This window comes from Actinomadura nitritigenes, from assembly GCF_017573545.1.
GTDB classification, from domain to species: domain Bacteria; phylum Actinomycetota; class Actinomycetes; order Streptosporangiales; family Streptosporangiaceae; genus Spirillospora; species Spirillospora nitritigenes.
The window spans coordinates 156,065-179,539 of the sequence record NZ_JAGEOK010000006.1; the positions used below are offsets into that span (position 1 = coordinate 156,065).

At 72.7% G+C, this 23,475-nt stretch carries 20 protein-coding genes; 8 read left to right on the top strand and 12 right to left on the bottom strand.

Going from position 1 to position 23,475, the window contains the following annotated elements; all coding sequences use genetic code 11:
- Nucleotides 1-2 precede the first annotated feature (2 nt).
- The 5 genes from J4557_RS10630 to J4557_RS10650 all read right to left on the bottom strand — a co-directional run bounded on the left by J4557_RS10630 (nt 3) and on the right by J4557_RS10650 (nt 5,923).
- A complete protein-coding gene (locus tag J4557_RS10630) occupies nt 3-1,826 on the bottom strand; it encodes an ABC transporter permease (RefSeq protein ID WP_208266313.1) in 1,824 nt (607 codons plus the stop codon).
- Between the two features lie 143 nt (nt 1,827-1,969).
- A complete protein-coding gene (locus tag J4557_RS10635) occupies nt 1,970-3,166 on the bottom strand; it encodes an ABC transporter substrate-binding protein (RefSeq protein ID WP_208266314.1) in 1,197 nt (398 codons plus the stop codon).
- 125 nt (nt 3,167-3,291) lie between these two features.
- Nucleotides 3,292-3,951, bottom strand: coding sequence for a DUF47 domain-containing protein (locus J4557_RS10640; protein WP_208266315.1), 660 nt, complete (start codon nt 3,949-3,951; stop codon nt 3,292-3,294).
- On the bottom strand, nt 3,948-4,931 hold the full coding sequence (locus J4557_RS10645; protein WP_208266316.1) for an inorganic phosphate transporter: 984 nt from the start codon (nt 4,929-4,931) through the stop codon (nt 3,948-3,950). The genes J4557_RS10640 and J4557_RS10645 overlap by 4 nt, the downstream gene beginning before the upstream one ends.
- Complete coding sequence (locus J4557_RS10650; protein WP_208266317.1) at nt 4,928-5,923, bottom strand: Gfo/Idh/MocA family protein; 996 nt, start codon at nt 5,921-5,923, stop codon at nt 4,928-4,930. Before J4557_RS10650 ends, J4557_RS10645 begins: the two co-directional genes overlap by 4 nt.
- Before the next feature lie 438 nt (nt 5,924-6,361).
- Between J4557_RS10650 and J4557_RS50820 the strand changes: the two genes are divergently transcribed.
- The 4 genes from J4557_RS50820 (at nt 6,362) to J4557_RS10670 (ending at nt 14,566) form a co-directional block, all read left to right on the top strand.
- Nucleotides 6,362-9,211, top strand: coding sequence for an AAA family ATPase (locus J4557_RS50820; protein ID WP_208266318.1), 2,850 nt, complete (start codon nt 6,362-6,364; stop codon nt 9,209-9,211).
- A gap of 238 nt (nt 9,212-9,449) precedes the next feature.
- Nucleotides 9,450-11,909, top strand: a complete 2,460-nt coding sequence (locus J4557_RS10660) for a M4 family metallopeptidase (RefSeq protein WP_208266319.1) — start codon at nt 9,450-9,452, stop codon at nt 11,907-11,909.
- Between the two features lie 77 nt (nt 11,910-11,986).
- Complete coding sequence (locus tag J4557_RS50825; protein ID WP_208266320.1) at nt 11,987-13,858, top strand: M1 family aminopeptidase; 1,872 nt, start codon at nt 11,987-11,989, stop codon at nt 13,856-13,858.
- Nucleotides 13,859-14,092: 234 nt separating this feature from the next.
- A complete protein-coding gene (locus J4557_RS10670; RefSeq protein ID WP_208266321.1) occupies nt 14,093-14,566 on the top strand; it encodes a hypothetical protein in 474 nt (157 codons plus the stop codon).
- 57 nt (nt 14,567-14,623) lie between these two features.
- On the opposite strand, the gene J4557_RS10675 is transcribed toward J4557_RS10670, so the two are convergent.
- On the bottom strand, nt 14,624-15,112 hold the full coding sequence (locus tag J4557_RS10675) for a hypothetical protein (RefSeq protein ID WP_208266322.1): 489 nt from the start codon (nt 15,110-15,112) through the stop codon (nt 14,624-14,626).
- A gap of 441 nt (nt 15,113-15,553) precedes the next feature.
- Between J4557_RS10675 and J4557_RS10680 the strand changes: the two genes are divergently transcribed.
- Nucleotides 15,554-16,186 carry a TetR/AcrR family transcriptional regulator gene (locus tag J4557_RS10680; protein ID WP_208266323.1) on the top strand — a complete coding sequence of 211 codons (633 nt, stop codon included), beginning with the start codon at nt 15,554-15,556 and terminating at the stop codon, nt 16,184-16,186.
- Nucleotides 16,186-17,520 carry a carotenoid oxygenase family protein gene (locus J4557_RS10685; RefSeq protein ID WP_208266324.1) on the top strand — a complete coding sequence of 445 codons (1,335 nt, stop codon included), beginning with the start codon at nt 16,186-16,188 and terminating at the stop codon, nt 17,518-17,520. The genes J4557_RS10680 and J4557_RS10685 overlap by 1 nt, the downstream gene beginning before the upstream one ends.
- A 31-nt stretch (nt 17,521-17,551) precedes the next feature.
- On the opposite strand, the gene J4557_RS10690 is transcribed toward J4557_RS10685, so the two are convergent.
- From J4557_RS10690 to J4557_RS50830, 3 genes are all read right to left on the bottom strand, one after another.
- Complete coding sequence (locus tag J4557_RS10690; RefSeq protein WP_208266325.1) at nt 17,552-18,964, bottom strand: NAD(P)/FAD-dependent oxidoreductase; 1,413 nt, start codon at nt 18,962-18,964, stop codon at nt 17,552-17,554.
- A 62-nt stretch (nt 18,965-19,026) separates the two neighbouring features.
- A complete protein-coding gene (locus J4557_RS10695; RefSeq protein ID WP_243775563.1) occupies nt 19,027-19,512 on the bottom strand; it encodes an Lrp/AsnC family transcriptional regulator in 486 nt (161 codons plus the stop codon).
- A gap of 81 nt (nt 19,513-19,593) precedes the next feature.
- Nucleotides 19,594-19,728, bottom strand: coding sequence for a hypothetical protein (locus J4557_RS50830; RefSeq protein WP_279576035.1), 135 nt, complete (start codon nt 19,726-19,728; stop codon nt 19,594-19,596).
- A 146-nt stretch (nt 19,729-19,874) separates the two neighbouring features.
- On the opposite strand from J4557_RS50830, the gene J4557_RS10700 reads away from it, so the two are divergent.
- Nucleotides 19,875-20,480, top strand: a complete 606-nt coding sequence (locus tag J4557_RS10700; protein ID WP_208266326.1) for a TetR/AcrR family transcriptional regulator — start codon at nt 19,875-19,877, stop codon at nt 20,478-20,480.
- Here the strand turns inward: J4557_RS10700 and J4557_RS10705 are convergent.
- On the bottom strand, nt 20,443-20,757 hold the full coding sequence (locus J4557_RS10705; protein ID WP_208266327.1) for a helix-turn-helix transcriptional regulator: 315 nt from the start codon (nt 20,755-20,757) through the stop codon (nt 20,443-20,445). The genes J4557_RS10700 and J4557_RS10705 overlap by 38 nt on opposite strands.
- A 202-nt stretch (nt 20,758-20,959) precedes the next feature.
- Between J4557_RS10705 and J4557_RS10710 the strand changes: the two genes are divergently transcribed.
- Nucleotides 20,960-21,409, top strand: a complete 450-nt coding sequence (locus tag J4557_RS10710; protein ID WP_208266328.1) for an STAS domain-containing protein — start codon at nt 20,960-20,962, stop codon at nt 21,407-21,409.
- 55 nt (nt 21,410-21,464) lie between these two features.
- Here J4557_RS10710 and dapD read toward each other — a convergent pair whose 3' ends face one another.
- Together dapD and J4557_RS10720 are read right to left on the bottom strand one after the other, a co-directional pair.
- Nucleotides 21,465-22,421, bottom strand: coding sequence for a 2,3,4,5-tetrahydropyridine-2,6-dicarboxylate N-succinyltransferase (gene dapD, locus J4557_RS10715; protein WP_307799627.1), 957 nt, complete (start codon nt 22,419-22,421; stop codon nt 21,465-21,467).
- A gap of 88 nt (nt 22,422-22,509) precedes the next feature.
- Nucleotides 22,510-23,280, bottom strand: coding sequence for a hypothetical protein (locus J4557_RS10720; RefSeq protein WP_208266330.1), 771 nt, complete (start codon nt 23,278-23,280; stop codon nt 22,510-22,512).
- Nucleotides 23,281-23,475 lie beyond the last annotated feature (195 nt).

Sequence of the window (23,475 nt, forward strand, 5' to 3'; positions counted from 1 at the left end):
GATCAACCTCCGATGCCCGAGGCCAGGCTGCTCTTGGTGAGCCGCTGGGCCAGGTAGGTCATGGTGAACGAGACCAGCGCGATGACGAGCACGACGCCGTTGGCGAGCTGGGTGTAGCCGTAGTCGACGAGCCCGATCGACAGCGTGGTCAGCAGCTGGGTGCCCGAGGTGGTCAGCATGATCACGATGCTGAGCTCCTTCAGGCCGGAGATGAACGGCAGCACCACGCCGGTGACGAGGGCGCCGCGCTGGATCGGGATGATGATCCGCAGCATCCGGGTCGGCCACCGCGCGCCGCTGATCTGCGCGGCCTCCTCCGGTTCCCGGCCGAGCTGCATCATCGCCGCGATCCCCGACCGGGACGAGTACGGCAGGTGCGTGATGACCAGCACGACGACGAGCAGCGTGATCGTCCCGTACAGGGCGGGGACGGGGCCGCGCCGCACCGCGAACAGCGACAGGCAGGCGGCGGCGAACGCGATGCCGGGCACGAGGTAGGGCAGGAACGACACCTGCCGCAGGAACGTGGCGACCCGGCTGCCGTCGCCGCGCACCACCACGTACCCGATGAGCAGCCCGAGCAGGCCGCAGACCAGGGACGCCAGCCCGACGATGCGGAGGCTGTTCCAGGCCGCCTCCCACAGCTCGGTGCCGCGCAGCACCCCGTGCGGGAACCCGACCGCGCCGGGGATGTCGCTGCCGAACCAGTACTTGAGCGTGAAGTTGTCCGCGCTGAACACGCCGGGGGTCTTGGTGACCGTGGACAGCAGCAGCGTCAGCACCGGGACGACGACGCTCGCGGCGAAGACCGCCATGCCGAGGGAGAAGGCCGGCCAGCGCCAGGCGCGCAGGTCGCTGCGGCGGTCCATCGCGCCCTTGCCGCCGACGGTGACGAACCGGCGCTGCTCGCGGACGAGCCGGGTGTCGACGAGCACGACGAGCACGCCGACCAGGACGATGACGCCCGCGAGGGTCGACGCCACGCCGGTGCTGCGGTCCCGGATCGCGTGGTAGAGGCTCGTCGACAGCACGTTGTAGTCGCCGGGCAGCCCGAGGATGTACGGGGTGCCGAACGTGCCGAGGACGCGGCCGAGGACGAGCAGCACCGCCGACGACAGCGCCGGCATCATCAGCGGCAGCGTGACGCGGCGCAGGACCGTCCGGCCTCCCGCGCCGAGGATCCGCGCCGAGTCCTCCAGCTGCGAGTCGATGCGGCGCAGCGCGTTCCCGAACAGCAGCAGCACGAACGGGTAGTAGTGCAGGCCCAGCGTCACGATGATCGGCAGCGGCCCGTAGGCGAGCCAGCCGGGGGTGTCGATGCCGGCGCCCTGCAGGTAGCCGACCTGCCCGCCGGACCGCCCGTTCTTGAACAGCGTCAGCCACGCGAGCGCGAACGTCCAGGACGGCAGCATGTACGGCACGACGAGCGCGGCGGCCAGGAACTTGCGGCCCGGCACGTTCGTGCGCGTCACCAGCCACGCCATGGAACCGCCGACGACCAGCGCGAACACGATGACGCCGACGGCGACGAACAGCGTGTGCCACAGCGGTTCCCAGAACAGCAGCTTGCTGACGGGCGAGCGGAACACCCGCCACAGGTAGTAGCTCGTCCAGGAGCCGGGGGCCTGGCCCGAGCGGGCCTCGTCCCCGTACTGGACGCGGCCCGCGTCGGAGATCACCGACACCAGCGGCGCGATGACCAGGTACAGCAGGACGAGGGTCATCACCATGCCGAGCAGGACGGTGGGATCGCGCAGCAGCACGCGGGCCCGGTACAGCACGCGCCGGCCACGTGACGCCGGCGGTGCGGAGGCGGCGACCGCCATGGAAGGTTCCTCCGGGGTGAGGGGCCGGCGGGCCGCCGCTCGCGGCCGGCCGGACGAGGGGGGGATCAGTGCCGGGCTGGGGGACGACCCCAGACCCCCGGCAGGAGCCGCCGAGCCGAGCCTTCGCTCCGCTCGGGCGCGGCTCAGTGGTGGTTGAGACGCCAGAAGTCCTTGATGTCCTGGCGGGCGCGGAAGTCGGCGATCAGCTGGCTCGACGAGAACCGGTAGAGCTGGCCGTTCCAGTCGGTCAGCCCGGGCGGGTTGTTCTTGCTGACGCCGACCGCGTCGTTACCGGACACCCCGCCGGCGTGGGCCTCCAGGTCGAAGCCCTCCTTCTCCATGGCGAAGTGCACGAACAGCTTGGCGGCGTTCGGGTGCTTGGAGCCGGTGGCGATGGTGGCGAACTTCGGGTAGGCGAAGCCGGCCCACGGGTTCAGGCCCTCGCAGACCTTCATCTGGTAGCCCTTCTCCTCCACGTCGCGGAACTTCGCGATGGAGAACAGGCCGATGCGCTGCTCGGTCTGGTTCGGGGCGGCGACCCCGGCGGCGACGTCCTCGTCCTCGGTGGTGAGCACCGGCGAGTTCTGCGCGAACCGCTTCACCCACTCGTGCGCGGGGTCGTCCTCGGTCAGCTTGAGCCGGCCCTTTCCGAGCTGCGCGTAGGCGGCGGTGAGCTTGTCGCCGCCCTGCTTGGTCATCTGCGTGAACCACTGGGTGAAGACCTCCTTGCCCAGCGGGTCCTGCAGCATCACCTTCCCCTTCCACTTCGGGTCGGTGAGGTCCCAGATGTTCTTCACCGGGCAGCCCTGCGGGCTGAGCTTGGTGTTGTAGACGAACACGTACGCCTTGGAGATCATCATCAGCGGGTTGCGGTCGGCCTCGCTGATGTGCGGCGCCAGGTCCGGCGGGATCCACGTCTGGACGATCTTCTGCGGGAGGAGCTGGCCGACGAGCATCGGCCCGTCCTCGAACAGGTTCACGTCGATCGTGACGTTCTTCGCCTGCGCCTCGCGGGTCATCTTCTCGGCGGTGTCGGCGGCCTTGGACTTCACGCCCTCGGCCTTGATGCCGTACTTCTTCGTGAACGCCTCCGCCATGTCCTTGACGTCGCCGCTGCCGTCGTAGGCGAGCACGCTGCCCTCCTTCTTGGCGGCGGCGACGAGGTCGTCCAGGTTGAACGACGCGGCGTCCTGCACGGTCACCGACGGCAGCGGCGTGCCCTCCTCGCCGGCCTGGCCGCTGGTCGAGGGCGCGCAGGCGCCGAGCAGGGCGGTGGCGACGGCGGCGGCCGCCGCGGCACCGGCCCGGGCGCGGCGCCCGGTGGGAATGGTGCGGATCATGTGGTTCTCTCCTCGGTATGCATCCGCGGGCCCCCGCCCTGCGGCTCTCCTGCGGGTGACAGCGGGGTCGGCGCCGATCGGGCGGGGGGACGACCCCCCACGCCCCCCGATCGACTCCGTCGACATCAGTGACTGCGTTTCAACATCGCGTCGGACAGGGCGTCCGCCGCCTCACCGAGGCGGCGGCCGACCGCGTCGAGCCGGGCGAGCAGCTCCCGGCCGCGCAGGACGTCGATGCCGAGCGGTCCGGCGAACAGGCGGGCCAGCTCGGCCTGCCGGGTCTCCCGGACCCGGTTGCGGGCCTTGCGCGCGCCCAGCGCCGCGAGGGTGACGGCGGCGGGCTCGGCGAGGACCTTCCGGACGGCGCCGTCGAGGGCGGTCAGCCCGTCGAGGACGGCGTCCAGCGGTGCGAGGGTGAAGTCGAGGTCCGGCGGGCCGAACAGGTCCGCCTCCCGGACGAAGTCGCGGAGGTTGTCCAGGACGTCGTCGACGGACCGGGACAGCCGGTAGAGGTCCTCCCGGTCGATGGGCGTGGCGAGCACGCCGCGCAGCATCGCGGCGAGCGCGGCGCGCTCGGCGTCGCCGGCGTGCTCGATCTCGGCCATCCGGGCGCGGGCGTCGGCGGGCGCGACGCGCCCGGCGGCCATGGCGCGGGCCAGCTCGGCGCCCTCGCGGACGGCGCGGATCTGCCGGCCGACCTGGTCGATCACCCGGTTCCCCGACCGGCCGCGCAGGTCGTCCCAGACGAGCCGGAAGCGGCGCGCGGGCCGCACCGCGGCGCTCACAGCGCCCTCGCGGCGAGGCCGCCGGCGGCGCCGGCGGCGAACGCCAGCGGCAGCGTGAACAGCCAGGCCGCGCCGATGCCGAGGACGTTCTGCCAGCGCACGCGGGACGCGCCCTCGCTGGCGGCGACGCCGACGACCCCGGCGGTCACCGACTGGGTCATGCTGACCGGCGCGCCGGCGAGCGAGCTCGCCGTGACCGACGCCGCTGCCGCCGCCTCGGTGGACACCACGTGCAGCGGGCGGGCGAGGACGAGGCCGCGGCCGAGCCGCTCCCCGACGCGGTGCACGGCGCTGAGCGCGCCTGCGCAGAACACGACGGCGATCAGCAGCAGCATCAGCGGGGCGGGCTGGACGGGCCCGACGGCGCCGAGCCGCCGGGTCGCCACGACCTGGCGGGCGACGCTGACGACGGCGAGCATCTTCTGCCCGTCGTTGGCGGCGTAGGCGGCGCACTGCGCGCCGTAGGCGAGGACGTGGGCGGTGCGGACGGCCCGCGGCATGCCGGCGAACGACGGGACGCGCCGCGACGCGAGCCCGAGGCCGTAGCCGACGGCGGTCCCGACGAGCGGCGCCGCCGCCCCGATGAGCAGGACGGTGGCGAGGCCCGTCCACGACACGCGCAGGCCCATGCCGAGGCAGGCGCCGCCGATGCCGCCGAGGATCGCGAGGGTCAGGCTGGTCGGCAGGCCCTTGCGGGACAGGAGCCCGACGACGCCGAGCGCGACCGTTACGCCGAGCAGGAACGCGACCGCGCCGCGGGGGTCGCCGAGGTCGGCGAGGCGCTCGGTGAAGGTCCGCGCGACGGCGGTGCCGACGAGCTGCGGGACGAGGACCAGCGGCACCAGGACGAGCAGCATCAGCAGCGGCGCGGGCGAGCGGGGGTAGCGGCCGCTCAGCCCGAGCAGCGCGGCGCCGTCGTTGACGCCGGTCACCCAGACGAAGGCGAGGGCGACGGCGCCGAACGCGATGGCCCAGATCATCGCAGCTCCGCGAGGCCGACGCGGCGTTCCTCGTGCAGCGACACCGTGGCGGCCTCGGCGATGAGCAGCGCCTCCAGGGCCTCGTCCACGGTGCACGGGCTGTCGGCGTGGCCCCGCGCCATGTCTAGGAACGTTCCAATTTCGCTCGCGTAGGCGGGCTCGAACCGGTCCCAGAAGTTGGTCCACGCGTCCCCGGACGGCCAGTCGACGCCCGGCTCGGCCGACCGCAGCGCGGCCCGCTCGTCCAGCCCGACCACCCACGTCCCGGCGGTGCCGGACAGCTCCATCCGGACGTCGTAGCCCGCGCCGTTGTAGCGGGAGCCCTGCATCGTCGCGATCGTCCCGTCGTCCAGCACCAGGACGGCCGCGCTGGTGTCGACGTCCCGCGCGTCCGCGAAGTAGCCGTCGCCGCGGTTGGCGCCCACCGCCGTCACCGACTCGACCTCGCGGCCGGTGACCCAGCGCAGGATGTCGAAGTCGTGGATGTGACAGTCCCGGAAGATCCCGCCGGACGTGCGGACGTACTCGGCGGGCGGCGGCGCCGGGTCGGCGGTGACGAGGTGCACGCGGTGCAGGTCGCCGAGCCGGCCGTCCAGCACCGCCTGGCGGGCGGCGGCGTACCCGGCGTCGAAGCGGCGCTGGAAGCCGATGTGCACCGGCACCCCGGTCTTGGCGACGCGGTCGCGCACCTCCAGCGTGGTGCGCAGGTCGGGGGCGACGGGCTTCTCGCAGAACGCCGGCACCCCGGCCTCGCAGGCCCGGACCAGCAGGTCGGCGTGGGTGGAGGTGGGCGTCGCGATGAGCACCGCGTCCGGGCGGGCGGCGAGCACCGCGGCGGGGTCGGCGGCGCGGGCGCCGAGCGGACCGGCGAGGGCCTCGGCCCGGCGCGCGTCGGCGTCGCCGATCACCAGCTCCCCGACCGCCGGATGACCGCTCAGGAACCGGGCGTGCCACGCCCCGATCCGTCCCGCGCCCAACAGTCCGACCCGCATGGTGTGCCTCCAATGGCCCGGTCGAGGGGATGACGCGTCATGTGAAGTTCAGAAGGTGTTCACCTTCTGTTCACCTTCTCGTCATCTGTGTGGCTTGGGGCACATTTGTATCCGCAGCGGGAGGGCCCGTCAAGACTTTGTTCTTACATATGGACGTACTGACGTGACGTCATGGACGCGGGGCGGGCCGCTCGCCGGCGCCGCCGGGGGCGTCCGGACCGGACCGCCACTCGGATCTTGACTGCCGTTGCGGGGCGGGTTACCGTCCGCGACGGGTTCACACGCCGACCCAGGCGGTGCGGAGGCCACGCGATGAGGCATGCGATCCGGCCGGCCGGCGGAGACGCGACGGGCATCGTCCCACCTGCGCGTCCTCCGGCAACAGACGGGGAACGGCTCCAGCGCGTCCGCGGCGCTCCGGCGCCGAGCCGGGAGAGCGTGCTGGACGACGTGCGCGCCCACCTGGCCGGGGGCGGCGGCGCGCTGCTCGTCGGCCCCACCGGGATCGGCAAGTCCACCCTCGTGTCGACCCTCGCCGACGAGTACGCGGCGGCCGGGCACCGGGTGTTCGCGTGCTGCCCCGCCGAGACCGAGCGGCACCTGCCGTTCCTCGGCCTCATCGACCTGGTCGCGCAGGGCGCCGACGAGGTCGTCGACCGGCTCCCCGAGCCGGAGCGGCGCGCCCTGCGGTCCGCGCTGCTGCTGCACGACGTCCCGATCGGCGAGCGCGACCTGCTGTGCCTGCGGCTCGGCGTGCTCCACACGCTGCGGATGCTCTGCGCCGACCGGCCCGGGCTCGTCCTCGTCGACGACGCGCAGTGGCTGGACCAGCCGACCGGCGAGCTGCTCGCGTTCGTCGCCCGGCGGGCCGGGCGGCTCGCGCCGCCGCTGCGGATGGTCGCCTCCGTCCGGGCGTCGTTCGGCGACCCGCGGCGGTCCGGCGGGCAGTGGCGGGACGCGGCCGGGCTGTGCCCGAAGCCGGTGCTGACGGTGAAGGTGCCGCCGATGTCGGCGGCGGAGCTGGCGGCGCTGCTGGCGGACCGGTTCGGCCGGTACTGGCCACGGTCGCAGGTGGTCCGCATCCACCGGGTGAGCGGCGGGAACCCGTTCTTCGCCGTGGAGCTGGCGCGCAGCGCGGTGGAGAGCGGCGCGCTGGAGGACGGCGGCCCGCCGGGCGGCGCCCTGCCGATCCCGCAGAGCCTGTCGGTGCTGATCCAGAAGCGGGTGGGCGCGCTGCCCCGGGCCACCCGCGAGACGCTGCTGATGGCGAGCGCGGCGAGCCGCCCGTCGGTCGAGCTGCTGCGCCGGGCCGGCGGCGCGGACCTCGCGGAGGCCGAGCGGCAGGGCATCGTGGACGTGGACGGCGACGGCCAGATCCGGTTCACCCATCCGCTGCTGTCGGCCGTCATCTACGCCGAGGCGGAGGCCGTCGACCGGAAGGCGGTGCACGCGTCGCTGGCGCAGGCCGTCCGCGATCCGGTGGAGCGGGCCCTGCACATGGCGAAGCTGACGTCGGGCCGGGACCGGCGGATCGCCGGGACGCTGGAGGACGCCGCCGCCGTGGCGCGCCGCCGCGGCGGCCTGTCGACGGCGGCGCACCTCGGCGAGCTGGCCGCCGACCACACCCCCGAGTCCGAGCGGGACGCCGAGGTCGGCCGGCGGCTGCGCGCGGCCGAGGACGCCGTCGCCGCGGGCGACTACCCGCTGGCGCGGCGGCTGGCGCACCTGGTGCTGGAGGCGTCCGCGCTGCCGCGCGACCGGGTGCGCGCCTGGATGGTCGTGATGGACTCCTCCGGCCAGGCGCTCGCCGAGGTGGAGGAGGTCTTCCCGCGCGCGATGGAGGACGCGCGGGGCGAGCCGGAGCTGCTCGCGCCGCTGCACTACCGGCTGAGCTGGCGGGCCTGGATGGTGCTGGGCTCGGCGGAGGCCGCGCTCCAGCACGCGCGCCGCTCCGCCGAGCTGGCCGCCGTCGCGGGGGACCGGGCGACGGAGCTGCTCGCGCTCACCAAGCAGGCGAACATCGAGTTCTTCCTGGGCCGCCCGGAGGGCGAGCAGACGCTGCGCCGGGCGCTCGCCGACCCGCAGGAGCCGCAGGTCATGTGGCACCACAACGGGCCCATCTACCTCAAGCACCGGCACCACCTGCTGCACGACCGGCTGCAGGAGGCCCGCAACGAGCTGCGCGCGCTGATCTACGGCGTCCGCCAGCGCGGCGTCGTCGAGAGCCTGTGCCTGAGCCAGTTCTGCATGAGCCAGGTGGAGATCCACCGGGGTCGCTGCCGGCAGGCGCTGAGCCTCGCCCGGCAGAGCCTGGGTCTGGCGGAGGACTCCGGGTTGAGCCAGGGGCCGTCCTGGTACGCGCTGGCGCTCGCGGAGGCGGCGGGCGGCGACCTCGAACGGGCGCTGACCGCGGCGGAGCAGGCGCTCCAGCACAGCGAGAGCGACGGCGACCTGCTGTTCCTGCCGCGCGCGCTGCACGCCGAGGCCCAGGTGCGGCTGCGGCTCGGCGACGCCGCCGCGGCGGTGCGGATCCTGGAGCGGGTCCGGCTGATGGAGACGTCGCAGGGGCTCGGGGACCCGGCGGTCCGCCGCTGGCACGCCGACCTCGCCGACGCCCTCGTCGCCGTCGGCCGCACGAGGGACGCGGCGGACGTGCTGTCCGAGGCGAGGGCGCAGGCCACGCGGCTGGGGCGGCGCAGCGTCCTGGCGGTGCTGGAGCGCTCGTCCGCGCTGGTCCGCGCGGCGGAGGGCGACCGCGACGCCGCGCTGGACGGGCTCGTCCGCGCGGTCGAGCTGTCGCAGGCGCTCCCGTACCGGCTGGAGGAGGGGCGTGCCTGGCTGGAGCTGGGCTCGTTCCGCGCGCACACGGGGGACGCGGAGGCGGGGCGCGCCGACCTGCTGCGCGCCCGGACCGTCTTCGCCCGTGCGCAGGCGCGGCCCTGGCTGGAGCGCGTCCAGGACGAGCTGCGGGACATCGAGCACGGCAGGCACCGGCACGGCGGCCCCGGACGCGGACGTCCCGGTGACGGCGGGCCGGAGCGCGGCGGTCACGGGCATGGGCCCGGCGAGGCCGCCCGCCGGGCCGCAGGCGCCCACCCGCTGGACGTCCTGACCGACATCGAGCGCGAGGTCGCCGTCCTGGTCGCCGAGGGCGCGACCAACCGGGAGATCGCGTCCCGGCTCTTCCTCAGCGTGAAGACCGTCGAGGCGGCCCTCACCCGGACGTTCCGCAAGCTGGGCGTCCGCTCCCGGGTGGACGTCGCGCGGGTGGCGGTGTCCGGCCGCTGACCTGCGGTTTCGCTGACTTCTTGCGGCTCGGCCGCGGGTCGCGCCCGCAGGCATAGGGATATCCCTACGCCTTCGCCGTGAGGCTTCTGCAAACGCTCACGTGTCCACAGACTCGCGCTTGTCCGTGATGCCCGACTTGGACCAAATCGCGCAGAAGGGAGCGGATGTCGCGGCCTCCGGACGTCCACCCCCGTCACCACGGGATACCCGCTTCAGTGGTGAAAGGACGACCACCCCCATGTCCCAACGGACAATCGCCATCGCCTCGTCGGCGGCCGCGCTGATCGCCCTCACCGGCGTCGCGGTCGCACCGCAGGCCGCGGCGACCCCGCGGCCCACCCCCAAGGCCAAGACCCAGCCCGCCGGCCCGGACGCCTTCTCCAAGGCCGACTTCACGCTGAACCCCGCGCCGTCCACGCGCGACAAGGCCGTCAAGAACGCCCGGAAGGCCCTCGACGCCCACGGCGCGCGCGCCCACCGCGCGAGCGGCCAGGCGTTCAAGGTCCGGACCGTCGCCGTCAGCCGCGACGGCGCCGCCGACGTCCGCTTCGACCGGACCTACAAGGGGCTCCCCGTCTACGGCGGCGACCTCATCGTCCACCTCAAGCCCAACGGCTCCTACCGGACGCTGGAGACCGCGTCCGCCACGTCCGGTGCCATCGGCACCACCCCCGCCATCAGCTCCCGGAACGCCGCCGCGCTCGCCCGCAAGCAGCTCAAGGGCACCGTCTCGGCGGTCTCCGCGCCCAAGCTCGCGATCAGGATGGACGGCCGGTCGGCCACGCTGGTCTGGGAGACCGTCGTGTCCGGCGTCAAGGCCGACCAGACGCCGAGCAGGCTCCACGTCATGGTCGACGCCCGCAAGGGCCGGGTCGTCCAGAGCAGCGACGAGATCGACACCATCGCTCCCAGCGGCGTCCGCGCCGCCGCTCCCGCCGCTCCCGCCGCTCCGCGGACCGCGCTGACCACCGGCTCCGGCCACGGCATCTACGTCGGGACGGTCAACCTCGACCTGACGCAGTCCGGCAGCACGTGGCAGATGAAGGACCCGTCGCACGGCAACGGGTACACCACCAACCTCAACCACGCCACGTCCGGGACCGGCACCATCTTCAGCAACTCCACCGGCACGTTCGGGACCGGCTCCAACAGCGACCCCGCCTCCGCCGGCGTCGACGCCCACTACGGCGCCGCGATGACCTACGACTACTACAAGAACGTCCAGGGCCGCAGCGGCATCTTCGGCGACGGCCGCGGCGTCCCGTCCCGCACCCACTACGGCAACGCCTACGTCAACGCGTTCTGGGACGGCACCCAGATGACCTACGGCGACGGCGAGAACAACGCCCGGCCGCTGGTCGAGATCGACGTCGCCGGCCACGAGATGAGCCACGGCGTCAGCGGCGCCCTCACCGGCTGGGAGGAGAACGGCGAGACCGGTGGGATGAACGAGGGCACCAGCGACATCTTCGGGACGATGGTGGAGTTCTACGCCAACAACCCGGTCGACACGCCCGACTACACCATGGGCGAGCTGATCAACATCAACGGCGACAACCAGCCGCTGCGCTGGATGTACAACCCGTCGCTCGACGGCAACTCGCCCAACTGCTACGACAGCAACAACGGCAACCTGGACCCGCACTACTCGCTCGGCCCGCTGACCCACTGGTTCTTCCTCGCGGCCGTCGGCAGCGGCGACCACGGCTACGGCAACAGCCCGACCTGCAACAACTCCACGGTCACGGGCATCGGCAACGACAAGGCCGCCAAGATCTGGTACAAGGCCCTGGCGTCCTACGCCAACAGCAACGAGAACTACGCGCAGGCCCGCACCGACTCGCTGAAGGCCGCGGCCGACCTGTACGGCACGCACTGCACCGAGTACAACACCATCAACGCCGCGTGGGCGGCGGTCAGCGTCACCGGCAGCGACCCTGTCCCGGGCACCTGCCCCGGGCAGGGCGGCGGCCCCACGGTCACCAGCCCCGGCGACCAGACCAGCACCGTCGGCCAGGCCGTCAACGTGCAGATCAAGGCCAGTGACCCCAACGGGCAGGCGCTGACCTACAGCGCGACCGGGCTCCCGGCCGGGCTGTCGATCAACGCGAGCACCGGCGTGGTCTCCGGCACCCCGACCACCGCGGGCACCAGCACCGTCACGGTCACCGCCAAGAACACCTCGGGCCAGACCGGCACGGCCACCTTCAACTGGACGGTGAACCCGTCCGGTGGCGGCTCGTGCTCCTCGCCCGGCGACAAGGTGTCCAACGGCGGGTTCGAGAGCGGCACCTCGCCGTGGACCACCACGTCCGGCGTCGTCTCGGCGAACGGCAGCGGTGAGAGCGCCCACTCCGGCACCCACTTCGCCTGGCTCGACGGCTACGGCTCGTCCCACACGGACTCCGCCACGCAGTCGGTGACGATCCCGGCGAACTGCAAGGCCACCCTGACCTACTACCTGCACATCGACACCGACGAGTCGCCCGGCACCGCCTACGACACGCTCACCGTCAAGGCCAACGGCACGACCGTCGCGTCCTACTCCAACCTCGACGCCAACTCGGGCTACGCGCAGAAGAGCATCGACCTGTCCGCCTACGCGGGCAAGACCGTCACGCTCTCCTTCTCCGGCACGGAGGACGCCTACCTCCAGACCAGCTTCGTCCTCGACGACGTGGCCCTGAACGCCGGCTGACGCCCCCTCCCTCACCCCGCTCTGTCGCCGGCCCCCACCGCTGGGGGGCCGGCGACAGCCATGAGCAAGGAGCATCCATGAACAGCAGACTGCTGGCCGCCGCCACCGCCGTGGCGACCGCGGCGGCCGGCCTGGCCGCCGCGATCGCCCCCGCGCACGCGGCCCCGCTCGCGCGGACCACCTCGCCCGGTACCACCATCACCGACTGCTCCGCCGCCCAGGTCGTCTCCAACGGCGGGTTCGAGAGCGGCACCTCACCGTGGACGACCACGTCCGGCGTCGTCTCGGCGAACGGCAGCGGTGAGAGCGCCCACTCCGGCACCCACTTCGCCTGGCTGGACGGCTACGGCTCGTCCCACACCGACACCGCGTCCCAGTCGGTGACGCTGCCCGCGGGCTGCACGGCGACCCTGTCGTTCTACCTGCATGTCGACACCGACGAGTCGCCCGGCACCGCCTACGACAAGCTCACCGTGAAGATGGGCGGCGACACCGTCGCGTCCTACTCCAACCTCGACGCGAACTCCGGCTACGTGAAGAAGAGCATCGACGCGTCCGCCTACGCGGGCAAGACCGTCACGCTCTCCTTCTCCGGGACGGAGGACTCCGGCGCCCAGACCAGCTTCGTCCTCGACGACGTCGCCCTCGACGTCTCCGGCGGCGGCACGACGCCCCCGCCGGCGGGCGACGGCACCCGCACCCCCGACTCGCAGTCCTACACGGTCGACCTCACCAGCGACTCGTCCGGCGCCAACTGGCAGGGCCACGAGTCGGTCGCGTTCACCAACACCGACTCGGCGCCGCTGTCGGAGGTCTACCTGCGGCTGTGGGACAACGCCCACGGCAGCTGCCCGTCCAGCACCCCCATCACCGTCACCAACGTCACCGGCGGCACCGCGTCCGCCCTCACGGTCGGCTGCACCGCGATGAAGGTGACGCTGCCGGGCCCGCTGGCGCAGGGGCAGAGCGCGACCGTCGCGTTCGACCTCGCCATCGCGGTGCCGTCCGGCGCCGACCGGTTCGGGCGCGACGGGGCGTACAACTTCCTCGGCAACGCGCTGCCCGTCCTCGCCGTCCACGACGGCGACGGCTGGCACCTCGACCCGTACACCAACAACGGCGAGTCGTTCTACGGCCTGGCGAGCGACTACAAGGTGACGCTGGACCACCCCAGCTCGCTGTCCGTCCCCGCGACGGGCACGTCCGTCGACACCCCCGGTTCGTCCGGCCGGACGGTCACCACCGCGACCGCGGCGCACGTCCGCGAGTTCGCCTGGGGCGCCGGCCCGTTCTCCAAGCTCTCCGCCACCTCGCCGAACGGCGTCAAGGTGAACATGTACTGGGTGAGCGGCATCAGCCAGTCCAGCGCCCAGCAGATGCTGTCGCTCGCCACCAGCGCGATCGACGCCCACTCCGGCCGGTTCGGCGCCTACCCGTACGGCGAGGTCGACGCGATCCTCGACAACGACTTCTGGTTCGGCGGCATGGAGTACCCCGGCTTCGTCCTCGACCTGGTCAGCACGGTGGCGCTGCCGCACGAGCTGGCGCACCAGTGGTGGTACGGGATCGTCGGCGACGACGAGTACGACCACCCGTGGCTGGACGAGGCGTTCGCCGACTACGCCACCGACCTGTACCGCGGGATCAGCGGCGCGGGCTGCTGGGACGGCGTGTCGTGGGCGTCGTCCGACGAGAAGATCACCAACTCGATGGCGTACTGGGACGCGCACTCGTCCCGCTACTCCACCGTCGTCTACGACTACGGCAAGTGCGCCCTGCACGACCTGCAGCGCGTGATCGGTGACTCCGCCATGGCGAACCTCCTCAAGACCTACGCCGCGAGCCACTGGTACGGCGTCTCCACCACCGCCGAGTTCAAGAAGGCCGCCCAGGCGGCCACCACCACCGACCTCACGTCCTTCTGGACCCAACACCGCATCGAGGGCTGACGCCCCCGCGGCGCCCGGACGGCCGTCAGCCCGTCCGGGCGCCGCCCGTTGATCAGAACGACCGGATCACTCGCACCCGTCCCCGGTCTCGGGTCCTCGCGACGCCGGCGCCGTAGCCGCCGCGCGCGTCGAGGCAGCCGGCGGCGTTGCACGCACCGCACTGAAGGGCTATTCTGGCCGACCGTAAGTTAATAATATTAACTTCACCGGTCCCCCAACGTGAGGATTCAGCGCATGACCGTACGCAAATGGGCCCGCCGACTCGGCATGATGGGAGCCGCCGCGATCGCGGCCGCGACCATTGCCCCACCGGCGCACGCGAGCACGAACCCCTACACCGGAGCCGAGGCCTGCCACAACGAATTCGGCGGCAGCTGGAGCTACTCCTCCGACGGCCACCGCCAGGCCAAGACGGACGGCGGAAGCGTGTGGGGCGACGTCTACCTGCTGTACAACAGCGCCACCGGATACAACTGCGTCGCCACCATCAAGTCCGCCTACGTGGGCACCTCGACCGGGACCACGGCCAATCTCCTGGTCGATGACGGAACCTGGAAGAACCATTCCGACGCCGACCTGTACCGCTATTACGCGGCCGTGCAGTGGTATGGCCGCGGCAAATGCGTGCAGTACTGGGGCACCATCTGGGACCCGACGGCCACCTACCTGGCCGAGGGCAGCCGGGACTACTGGGGCAACTGCAGCTGACCCGCACGGATCAAGGACCGGCCTTGGCGAACGCAGGCAACGCCTCCGATCCTTGCGCTATGGGATCGACGCCTCACCGACCGCCGCCAGCAACTCGATCGGGAGCTCCCGATCCTGCTGCCCGACGGTAAGGGCGACCCATCGGCCGGCCTCCGGCCGTCGCCAGAGGAGCATCCTGCCGCTGAGCATGCACAACTGATTGATCGGCTCCGGAACCGGGTCTTCCTCGACAGGCGTCTGCTGATCGACCAGATCGATGACCGGTTGCTGGGCGAGTGCTCGTTGCAGGTACGGCCACAAATCGATTGTCTCCGCCTCGCCCCAGCGCGCTGTGAACACCGTCGCGAGCGCCTGGAAAACGACGTCCATCTCCTCATCGGCCGCCGCAACGACATCCAAGCCGTCATCCCAAAAGTCCTGGCTGGCCCGGAGGACACGCACGTGGTAGCCCGGCCCGCTATGCCGATCACCCGCCCGCTCATCTTCCTGCGGAAAAGGAAGAACGAGCAGGTCATCGACGATCGCCTCCAGATCCCGCGTTGTCATGCCAGGAGACTAGCCGTGACCTGGACTTCGGCGGCCTGCCTTTCGTGCCGGGGGTACTGCGGCCTCGGCCGTCCGGTGCGCCGCGGCCGATCACTTGCAGCCGTCCTCGACGGCCAGGACGCCCTGCGTGACGGCGGTCACCCAGCCGCGCCCGCCCCGGCCGAACGCCACGAGCACCAGGGCGACCGCCACTCCGACGCTCGCGGCGATCCGCGTGACGAGAACGGCCTGATCCCACGCGGGCCGGCTCCACCACCGGACGATGTCGGCATTTCCTGCGAGCCGCTCATGTCGCCCAGTCTCGGCAACTCGCCACCGCCCCGCATGAGTACGACTACTCAACCGCACCGGCCGGCGGTGCGGGCGCCGGGGGGTTGACGGGCCTTCCCGGGCGTGCGATAACAGCGTTACCGATCAGAAACGTTGTTATCGAGGGGCGGTATGGCGGCGAGCGCGTACGAGGCGGCCCAGCGGCGGGGGGACGAGGCGATCCGCACGTCGCTGCTGGACGCCGCCAGCCGCCTGCTGGCCGACGAAGGGCCGGGCGCGCTCGCGCTGCGCCGGATCGCCGCCGAGGTCGGCTGCTCCACGACCGTCCTGTACCGGATGTTCGAGAGCAAGGCGGGGCTGATCGAGGCCCTGTACGTGGAGGCGTTCGAGCGGTTCCGGCGGCGGCTCGCCGCGGTGCCCGAGCGGTCCGACCCGCTGGAGCACCTCGTCGACCTGGGACGCGCCTACCGGGACAACGCCCTGGCCGAACGCAACTACTACCGGCTGATGTTCGGCGAGCCCGTCCCGGGGTTCCGGCCGAGCGACGAGGCCCTGGTGCAGGCCGCGGAGACCTTCACGATCCTGCAGGACGCCGTGGCGGCCTGCGCCGCCGCCGGGCTGCCGTCCGGCGGCGAGCCGCGCCATGTCGCCGCGTCGCTCTGGGCCGCCATCCACGGCGTGGTCAGCCTCGAACTCGCCGGCCACCTCCCCGCCGACGCCGGCGAGGTCTTCGAGGCCACCCTCCTCGCCATGGGAGCCGGCCTGTTCCGCACCCCTTCCGCCCCCGAGAAGCGAGGCCCCTGATGCCCAGCCCGTTCCTGGAAGGCCCCTACGCCCCCGTCACCGAGGAGACCACCGCCCACGACGTGCCCGTCACCGGCCGCGTCCCCGCCGGGCTCGACGGACGCTACCTGCGGATCGGCCCGAACCCGCTCGGGCTGGAGGACCCCGAGTCCTACCACTGGTTCCTCGGCGACGGCATGGTCCACGGCGTGCGGCTGCGCGACGGCCGCGCCGAGTGGTACCGCAACCGGTGGGTGCGGTCGCGGCGGGTGGCCGCCGGGCTCGGCGAGCCGTGGCCGGAGGGACCGGTCTTCGACGACTTCGACTTCGCCCCGAACACCAACGTCATCGGCCACGCGGGCCGCACGTTCGCGCTGATCGAGGGCGGGTTCCGGCCGTACGAGCTCGGCCACGACCTCACCACCGTCGGCCCCTGCGACTTCGGCGGCACCCTCAAGGGCGGCTACACCGCGCACACCAAGAAGGACCCCGCCACCGGCGAGCTCCACGCGATCGCCTACTACTTCGGCTGGGAGCACTTCCAGTACACGGTGCTGAGCGCCGCCGGGCTCGTCACCCGCTCGGTGGACATCCCCGTCTCCGACGGCCCGATGGTGCACGACCTGGCCCTCACGGAGAAGTACGTCATCGTCTACGACCTGCCCGTCACGTTCTCGATGCCGCTGGCCGCCGCCGGAGCCTCCCTCCCTTACGCCTGGAACGACGAGCACCCCGCGAGGATCGGCCTGCTGCCCCGCACCGGCGACGCGTCCGACGTGCGGTGGATCGACATCGAGCCGTGCTGGGTCTTCCACACCATGAACGCCTACGACGACGGCGACCGGATCGTGCTCGACCTGGCGAAGTTCCCCAGCTTCATGCGGGACGGCCGCCTGGAGGGCAACCCGCCGCCGGTCCTGGACCGCTGGACGATCGACCCGGCCGCCGGAACCGTCGCGCAGCGGACCCTCGACGACCGCTCCCAGGAGTTCCCCCGCGTCGACGAGCGGCTGACGTCCCGGCCGCACCGCTACGGCTACACCGTCGCCTCGGAGTCGTCCCCCGGCGAGCTCGTCGGCGACGGCCTCCTCAAGCGCGACTACCGGACCGGACGCACCGACGTCCGCCGTTTCCCCGCCGGCTCGGCGGTCGGCGAGGCCGTCTTCGTGCCGTCCGCGCCGGACGCCGCCGAGGACGACGGCTACCTGATGGCCCTGGCCCACGACACCGGCCGCGGCGCCACCGACCTCGTCATCATCTCCGCGCAGGACTTCACCGGCCCTCCGATCGCCGTCGTCCACCTCCCCGTCCGCGTCCCGCCCGGCTTCCACGGCAACTGGCTCCCCGACAACTGACCCGCCGCGCCGACGGCGCCGGCGGGCGGGGTCAGCTGTCGAAGCCGAGGCCGAGGGTGTCCAGGGTGCGGAGCCACAGGTTGCGGCGGCCGCCGTTGCGGTCGGCGCGGGCCATGGAGCGGCGGGTCAGCTCGATGCCGAGCCAGCGCAGGGGTTCGGGCGGGAACGGGACGGGCCTGCTGCGCACCATCGCGAGCCGGGTGCGAGCGGTGTCGAGGCCGTCGAGGCGGTCGAGGATCACCTGGGCGGCGAAGCGGGTCGCGCCGACGCCGAGGCCGGTGAAGCCGAGCGCGTAGGCGGCGCGGCCCTGCGCGGCGGTGCCGTAGAAGGCGGAGAACCGGGTGCAGGTGTCGATGACGCCGCCCCACGTGTGGGTGAACCGGACGTCTTCGAGCTGCGGGAACGTCCGGAAGAAGTTGCCGGCGAGGACCCGGAAGGTGTCCGGGCGCTGGTCGAGGTCCGCCGACATCCGGGAGCCGTAGTGGTACACGGCGTCGTAGCCGCCCCACAGGATCCGGTTGTCGGCGGTCAGCCGGTAGTAGTGGAACCGGCTGCCCGAGTCGGCCATGCCGTGCCGGTTCCGCCAGCCGATGGCGGCGAGCTGGGCGTCCGTCAGCGGTTCGGTGACCATCGCGTAGTCGTAGACGGGGACGACGTACGGGCGGACCCGGTGGACGAGCGAGGGGAACGCGTTGGTGGCGAGGGCGACGCGGCGGGCGACGACGCGGCCGTAGGCGGTGGTGACGACCAGGTTCGGGCCCCGCGCGGTGAGGGAGGTGGCGGGGGTGCGCTCGTAGATGCGGACGCCGAGCCGGAGGCACGCGTCGCGCAGCCCCCAGGCGAGCCGGGCCGGGTTGAGGAGGGCGGTGCCGTCGCGGTCGAGGAGGCCCGCGAGGTAGGTGGGGGAGGCGACCTCGGCCCTGACCCGCTCGGTGTCGAGGAACTCGGGGGACAGGCCGTGGCGGCGCATGGCCTCGGCCTCCTCGCGCAGCTCGCGGACCTGGTGGGGGCGGGTGGCGACGTTGAGCTCGCCGGTGCGCTCCCAGTCGCAGTCGATGCCGTACCGGCGCAGCGCGTCCTCGATCTCGTCGAGGTTGCGCATGCCGAGCCGTTCGAGTTCGGCCACCTCGCCGGGCCAGCGGGCGAGCCCGTTGCCGAAGCCGTGGGTGAGGCTGGACGAGCAGAACCCGCCGTTGCGCCCGGACGCGGCCCAGCCGGCCTCGCGGGCCTCGACGAGGACGACGTCGCGGCCGGGGTCGCGCTCCTTGGCGAGCAGCGCGGTCCAGAGGCCGCAGTAGCCGCCGCCGACCACGGCGAGGTCGGCGCGCTCCTCGCCGGCGAGGGCGGGGAGGGCCGCGGGGCGCGCGGGGTCGTCGAGCCAGAAGGGGACGGGTTCGGCGTGCACGAGCGCGCGTGCGGGATCAGCGGCGATGGCCTGCGACATGCCACTAATTTAGCGGCTTGCGGCATAGATTTCACTAATCGAGTTGCAGTGACCGGGTGTGGCTACTGATTCAGTGGCCGGCGCGTGCCCCATCGGTAGCTCTCCTTGCGGAGCTGGAGGTACACGAACGTCTCGGTGCCCGCGACGCCGGGGATCGAGCGGATGCGGGACGCCAGCACCTCCGCGAGGTGCGCGTCGTCGTCGCAGACGATCTCGCAGAGGATGTCGAAGCCGCCCGCGCACAGCACCACGTAGATCATCTCCGGCATGTCCGACAGCGCGGACGCGACCGGTTCGAGGGGGCCGGAGACCCGCACCCCGACCATCGCCTGCCGGTGCGCGCCGACCAGCAGCGGGTCGGTGACGGCGACGATCTGCACCACGCCAGACTCGGTCAGCCGCTGCACCCGCTGCCGGACGGCCGCCTCCGACAGGCCGACCACCTTGGCGATCGCCCCGTAGGAGCGCCGGCCGTCCTCCTGCAGCTGCTCGATGATCTGCCAGGAGATGTCGTCGAGGTCCGGCCCGGCCGTGCTCTTCCTGCTCATGGCCCGCATCATCGCAGGCCGCCGCGCGGTCGGCGGCCGGATCCCCGCAAGAGGGCACGTTGTCGCCCGGAGTGGGACGGATCAGGAGAAGGCGGACGGGGCGATGCGGGGCGCGCGGTCCTCGACCGCCTGCGCCGGGTCGAGGACGTCGGCGTCCTGCTCGAAGGGCGGCTCGGCGGAGACCGGGGTCAGCAGGAGCATGCCGGTGCCGAGCATCTCCTGGAGACGGGTGATCGGCGTCGCGCGGCGGGCCCAGCCACCGAGGTAGGCGGTGAGGCCGGGCTCCTCGCCCCACAGCGCGGCGGCGTACTCGAACGCGTACCTGCTTGTGGACGCGGAGGGGCTCGTCGGCCATCTCCAGCATGCCGGGCAGGCCGGGGCGCAGGTCCTCGAACAGCAGCAGCGACCAGCGCCTCGCGACCATCGCCGACGCCACCCTGGACATCGTGGCGGCGGACGGTCTCGACGGCGTGTCCATCCGGGCCGTCGCCAAGCGGATCGGCGGCTCGACGACCCTCGTCACCAACTACCTGCCCACTCGGGAGGCGCTGCTGCGCAACGCGATAGAGCACGCCATGCGGGACTGGGACGCCGACCTGGACCAGGCCCTCGAAGGCACCCCCGCCCCCGGGCGGCTGGCGGTCCTGGCCCGCTGGGCGTGCTCGACCACCGGCAACGACGAGGTGCTCCGCCGGCTGTTCCTGGAGATCCTCGGCCGCAGCGGCCGGAGGTCGGAGGCGCTCCAGCTCATCCGGGACGACGCGCGCCGCAACCTCGACGGGCTCGTCGACGCCGCGCGGGACGCGGGCGCCGCCGACGCCGCGTTCGCCGCCGACGTCCTGCACCTGGTGTTCCGCGGCTTCCACGTCTCCAGCCTGGAGGCGCCCGAGCGCTGGAACAGCGAGCGGATGGCCCCGCTCGCCGGGGCGGTCAGGCGAAGGAGCCCTCGCCGAGGAACACCTCGATGAGGTCCTGGACGTCGTGGTCGGCCTCGGCCGGGTGACGGAAGGGCCGGTCGCCGTTGATCGTGTAGGTGTTGCGGCGGCCGACCCGGGTCCGGACCAGGTACCCCGCCTCCTCCAGGTCCGTGATGATCAGCTGCGCCGCCCGCTCGGTGATCCCGATCTGCTGCGCCACGTCCCGGACGCGCAGCTCGGGGTCCCGGGCGATGCAGATCAGGACCCGGGCGTGGTTGGTCAGGAACGTCCACGGCTTCCGGTCCTGCCGTGCCTTGGTGCTCTCCATCGGAGACCTCGCTGTCCGGTGCTTCCCCCCGGCGGTGACGAGCGCGGGCGGAGCTCCAGCGGTGCCCCGCCCCGCCGGAGCGGGAGGTGTCGGCCACCTCGATGATACGACAGGCTTTTACCGAATAATTTTTCCTGTAACATCTTTGCGGCAAGCAGGATCAGTCATTGACGCCGTCGTCTCGTGAGGAGGGTGCTTCGCCATGCTCGTGCAGTCCGCCACCTCGCAGGTCACACCGGATCACCGCGCCGGTGCGCCCGCATGCGGGGCACCCGGGCCCCGGGGCCGCCCCGCCCTCGCCTTCGAGACCGGCACCCGCGACGGCGCGGCCGTCCTGGCGATGACGGGCCAGCTCGTCGCCGAGACCGTGGTGACCGCCGAGGCGAAGATCCTCACCACGACCGTGCTGGCCGGGCGCCCCCTGAACCTGGTGCTCGACCTCACCGGGATCGACGCGATCGACCAGCTCGGCACCGCCCTGCTGACCAAGACGCGGTTCACCGTCTCCGCCGCCAGGGGCACCCTGCACCTCGTCGCCCCGCCCGGCGGCGCCGTCCACCCCGCGCTCAACCGGTACCTGCGCCGGATCTCCGTGCCGCAAATGCAGGACGTCCCCGCCGCCCCCATGCCGAGCGCCGTCCGCCGCGCCTGAACCGCAGGCCGCGAGTCGCGTGCGGGCTCCAGAGGGGGGAGCCCGCACGCGATCCTCAGTTGTTGGTGTGGAGGTCGGTGTTCAGCGCGATCTTCGCGCCGTTCCGGGGCAGCGCCTCCACGGCGCCCGTGGCGGAGTTGCGGCGCAGCAGCAGCCCCGAGCGCCCGGACAGCTCCGCGGCCTTGACCGCGGTGCCGTCCGGCAGGGCCACCTTGGTGCCCGCCGTCACGTACAGGCCCGCCTCCACGACGCAGTCGTCGCCCAGCGAGATCCCGATGCCGGAGTTGGCGCCCAGCAGGCAGCGCTCGCCGACCGAGATGACCTGCGTGCCGCCGCCCGACAGCGTCCCCATGATCGACGCCCCGCCGCCCACGTCGGAGTCCGCGCCGACCACCACGCCCGCGGACACCCGGCCCTCGATCATGGACGTGCCGAGCGTCCCGGCGTTGAAGTTCACGAACCCCTCGTGCATCACCGTGGTGCCGGCCGCCAGGTGCGCGCCGAGCCGGACCCGCGACGCGTCGGCGATCCGCACCCCGGACGGCACGACGTAGTCGGTCATCCGCGGGAACTTGTCGACCCCGTCCACCGTGACCGGGCCCCGCGCCCGCAGCGCCGTCCGGACCCGCTCGAAGCCGTCCACCGCGCACGGCCCGGCGCTCGTCCACACCACCGTCGCGAGCAGGCCGAAGATCCCCTCCAGGTTGACCCGGTGGGGCCGGACGAGCCGCGCCGACAGCAGGTGCAGCCGCAGGTACACGTCGTGCGCGTCCACCGGCGGGTCGGCGAGGCCGCCGATCTCCGTCCGCACCGCGACGGTCTCGACCCGCCGCGCCTCGTCCCGCCCGACCCGGACGTCCTCACCGAAGGCCGCGCGCGCCTCGCCTGCGTCCAGCCGCCGCGTCCCCTTGCCGGCCTCCCCGGCGAGCCGCGGCTCGGGGAACCACGTGTCGAGCACCGTGCCGTCGTCCGCGACCGTGGCGATGCCGTCGCCGACCGCTCCGTCTGTCACAAATCCCGTTCCGACCATGCGGAACACGGTAACGGCCCGCCCACCCCCTCACCGCACCCGCCGGGGGAACGAACCGGCGAGGGGCGCTTCAGCGGTGCATCCGGCGCCAGGGGTTCCGCGTCTCGTCCACGGAATCGAGAAGGAGGCCGTGCACCCGTTCGGGAAGGGCCTGGATGAACGGCGTCACCACGGGCAGCGCCGAGGCGAGGCCGTCGAGGATCTGCTGGGCGGGCGCGTCCTCGTGCGTGCTGACGAATCGCTCGGCGGCGGCCCGCTGCTGCATGCCGATGAATTGCGACGCCCTGATGAGGAACAACGACCGCACATGCTCGTGGAGGACGGCGAGGTTCTCCTCGGAAGGCTGGAATCCGGCCGTGCGGACGATGTCCTCGAGGTAGGTGGGGGAGAGGCGCGGGGCCGTCAGGCCGACGAGGCCGGGCGGAAGCGTTCCTATGGACGCCAGGGACGGGTCCCGCCGTTTCCACATCCCGGCGAGCGGCATCCGGTTGAGCCGGTCGGGGCCGGCGCCGAGCGGGAACAGTCCCGACTCGGTGCCCGCCGGCGTCTTCCAGAACGCGCCGAACACGAAGTCGTCCTCGGTGTCGTGGAAGCCCACGACGCGGGCCGGGGGTTCGTCCGGCCCCAGCCAGACGAACCCGGGCTGGAAGACCAGCGGCGTGTGCTCGTAGGGCCGCTCGCCGTAGGACTCCACCGTCGCGGTGAGGGAGCGCAGGGCGTCGTCGAGCGCGAGCCCGCTGCGGAAGCGGCGCCCGGAGTCCAGGCGGAGGCACTGCGGGCCCGGTTCCGGCGGCGCGGCGGTGCCGGTCCGCGCGGCCTTGCGTCTGCCGAACAATGGCATTCCCGGCTCCTTGATCTTTTCGCGCGCCATTTCGCGCGCCGCGAGCACCTTGCGCTCGCCCCCGTTGTCCCGCCGAATGAACATCTATCACGGGCCATGAATGGCCGACCGAGGTCGAGGTAAAGGATCTAGTCCGTATCCGGCCAGCCCTTTCCGGCCGGTGGAATTGCGGATGCGGAAACCGGTGTTTCCACG

Coding starts and splice junctions, on each gene's coding strand:
- J4557_RS10630 (WP_208266313.1), bottom strand. CDS start 1,826: ATGGCGGTCGCCGCCTCCGCACCGCCGGCGTCACGTGGCCGGCGCGTG.
- J4557_RS10635 (WP_208266314.1), bottom strand. CDS start 3,166: ATGATCCGCACCATTCCCACCGGGCGCCGCGCCCGGGCCGGTGCCGCG.
- J4557_RS10645 (WP_208266316.1), bottom strand. CDS start 4,931: ATGATCTGGGCCATCGCGTTCGGCGCCGTCGCCCTCGCCTTCGTCTGG.
- J4557_RS10650 (WP_208266317.1), bottom strand. CDS start 5,923: ATGCGGGTCGGACTGTTGGGCGCGGGACGGATCGGGGCGTGGCACGCC.
- J4557_RS10660 (WP_208266319.1), top strand. CDS start 9,450: ATGTCCCAACGGACAATCGCCATCGCCTCGTCGGCGGCCGCGCTGATC.
- J4557_RS50825 (WP_208266320.1), top strand. CDS start 11,987: ATGAACAGCAGACTGCTGGCCGCCGCCACCGCCGTGGCGACCGCGGCG.
- J4557_RS10670 (WP_208266321.1), top strand. CDS start 14,093: ATGACCGTACGCAAATGGGCCCGCCGACTCGGCATGATGGGAGCCGCC.
- J4557_RS10675 (WP_208266322.1), bottom strand. CDS start 15,112: ATGACAACGCGGGATCTGGAGGCGATCGTCGATGACCTGCTCGTTCTT.
- J4557_RS10680 (WP_208266323.1), top strand. CDS start 15,554: ATGGCGGCGAGCGCGTACGAGGCGGCCCAGCGGCGGGGGGACGAGGCG.
- J4557_RS10685 (WP_208266324.1), top strand. CDS start 16,186: ATGCCCAGCCCGTTCCTGGAAGGCCCCTACGCCCCCGTCACCGAGGAG.
- J4557_RS10690 (WP_208266325.1), bottom strand. CDS start 18,964: ATGTCGCAGGCCATCGCCGCTGATCCCGCACGCGCGCTCGTGCACGCC.
- J4557_RS10695 (WP_243775563.1), bottom strand. CDS start 19,512: ATGAGCAGGAAGAGCACGGCCGGGCCGGACCTCGACGACATCTCCTGG.
- J4557_RS50830 (WP_279576035.1), bottom strand. CDS start 19,728: ATGCTCGGCACCGGCATGCTCCTGCTGACCCCGGTCTCCGCCGAGCCG.
- J4557_RS10700 (WP_208266326.1), top strand. CDS start 19,875: ATGCCGGGCAGGCCGGGGCGCAGGTCCTCGAACAGCAGCAGCGACCAG.
- J4557_RS10705 (WP_208266327.1), bottom strand. CDS start 20,757: ATGGAGAGCACCAAGGCACGGCAGGACCGGAAGCCGTGGACGTTCCTG.
- J4557_RS10710 (WP_208266328.1), top strand. CDS start 20,960: ATGCTCGTGCAGTCCGCCACCTCGCAGGTCACACCGGATCACCGCGCC.
- J4557_RS10720 (WP_208266330.1), bottom strand. CDS start 23,280: ATGCCATTGTTCGGCAGACGCAAGGCCGCGCGGACCGGCACCGCCGCG.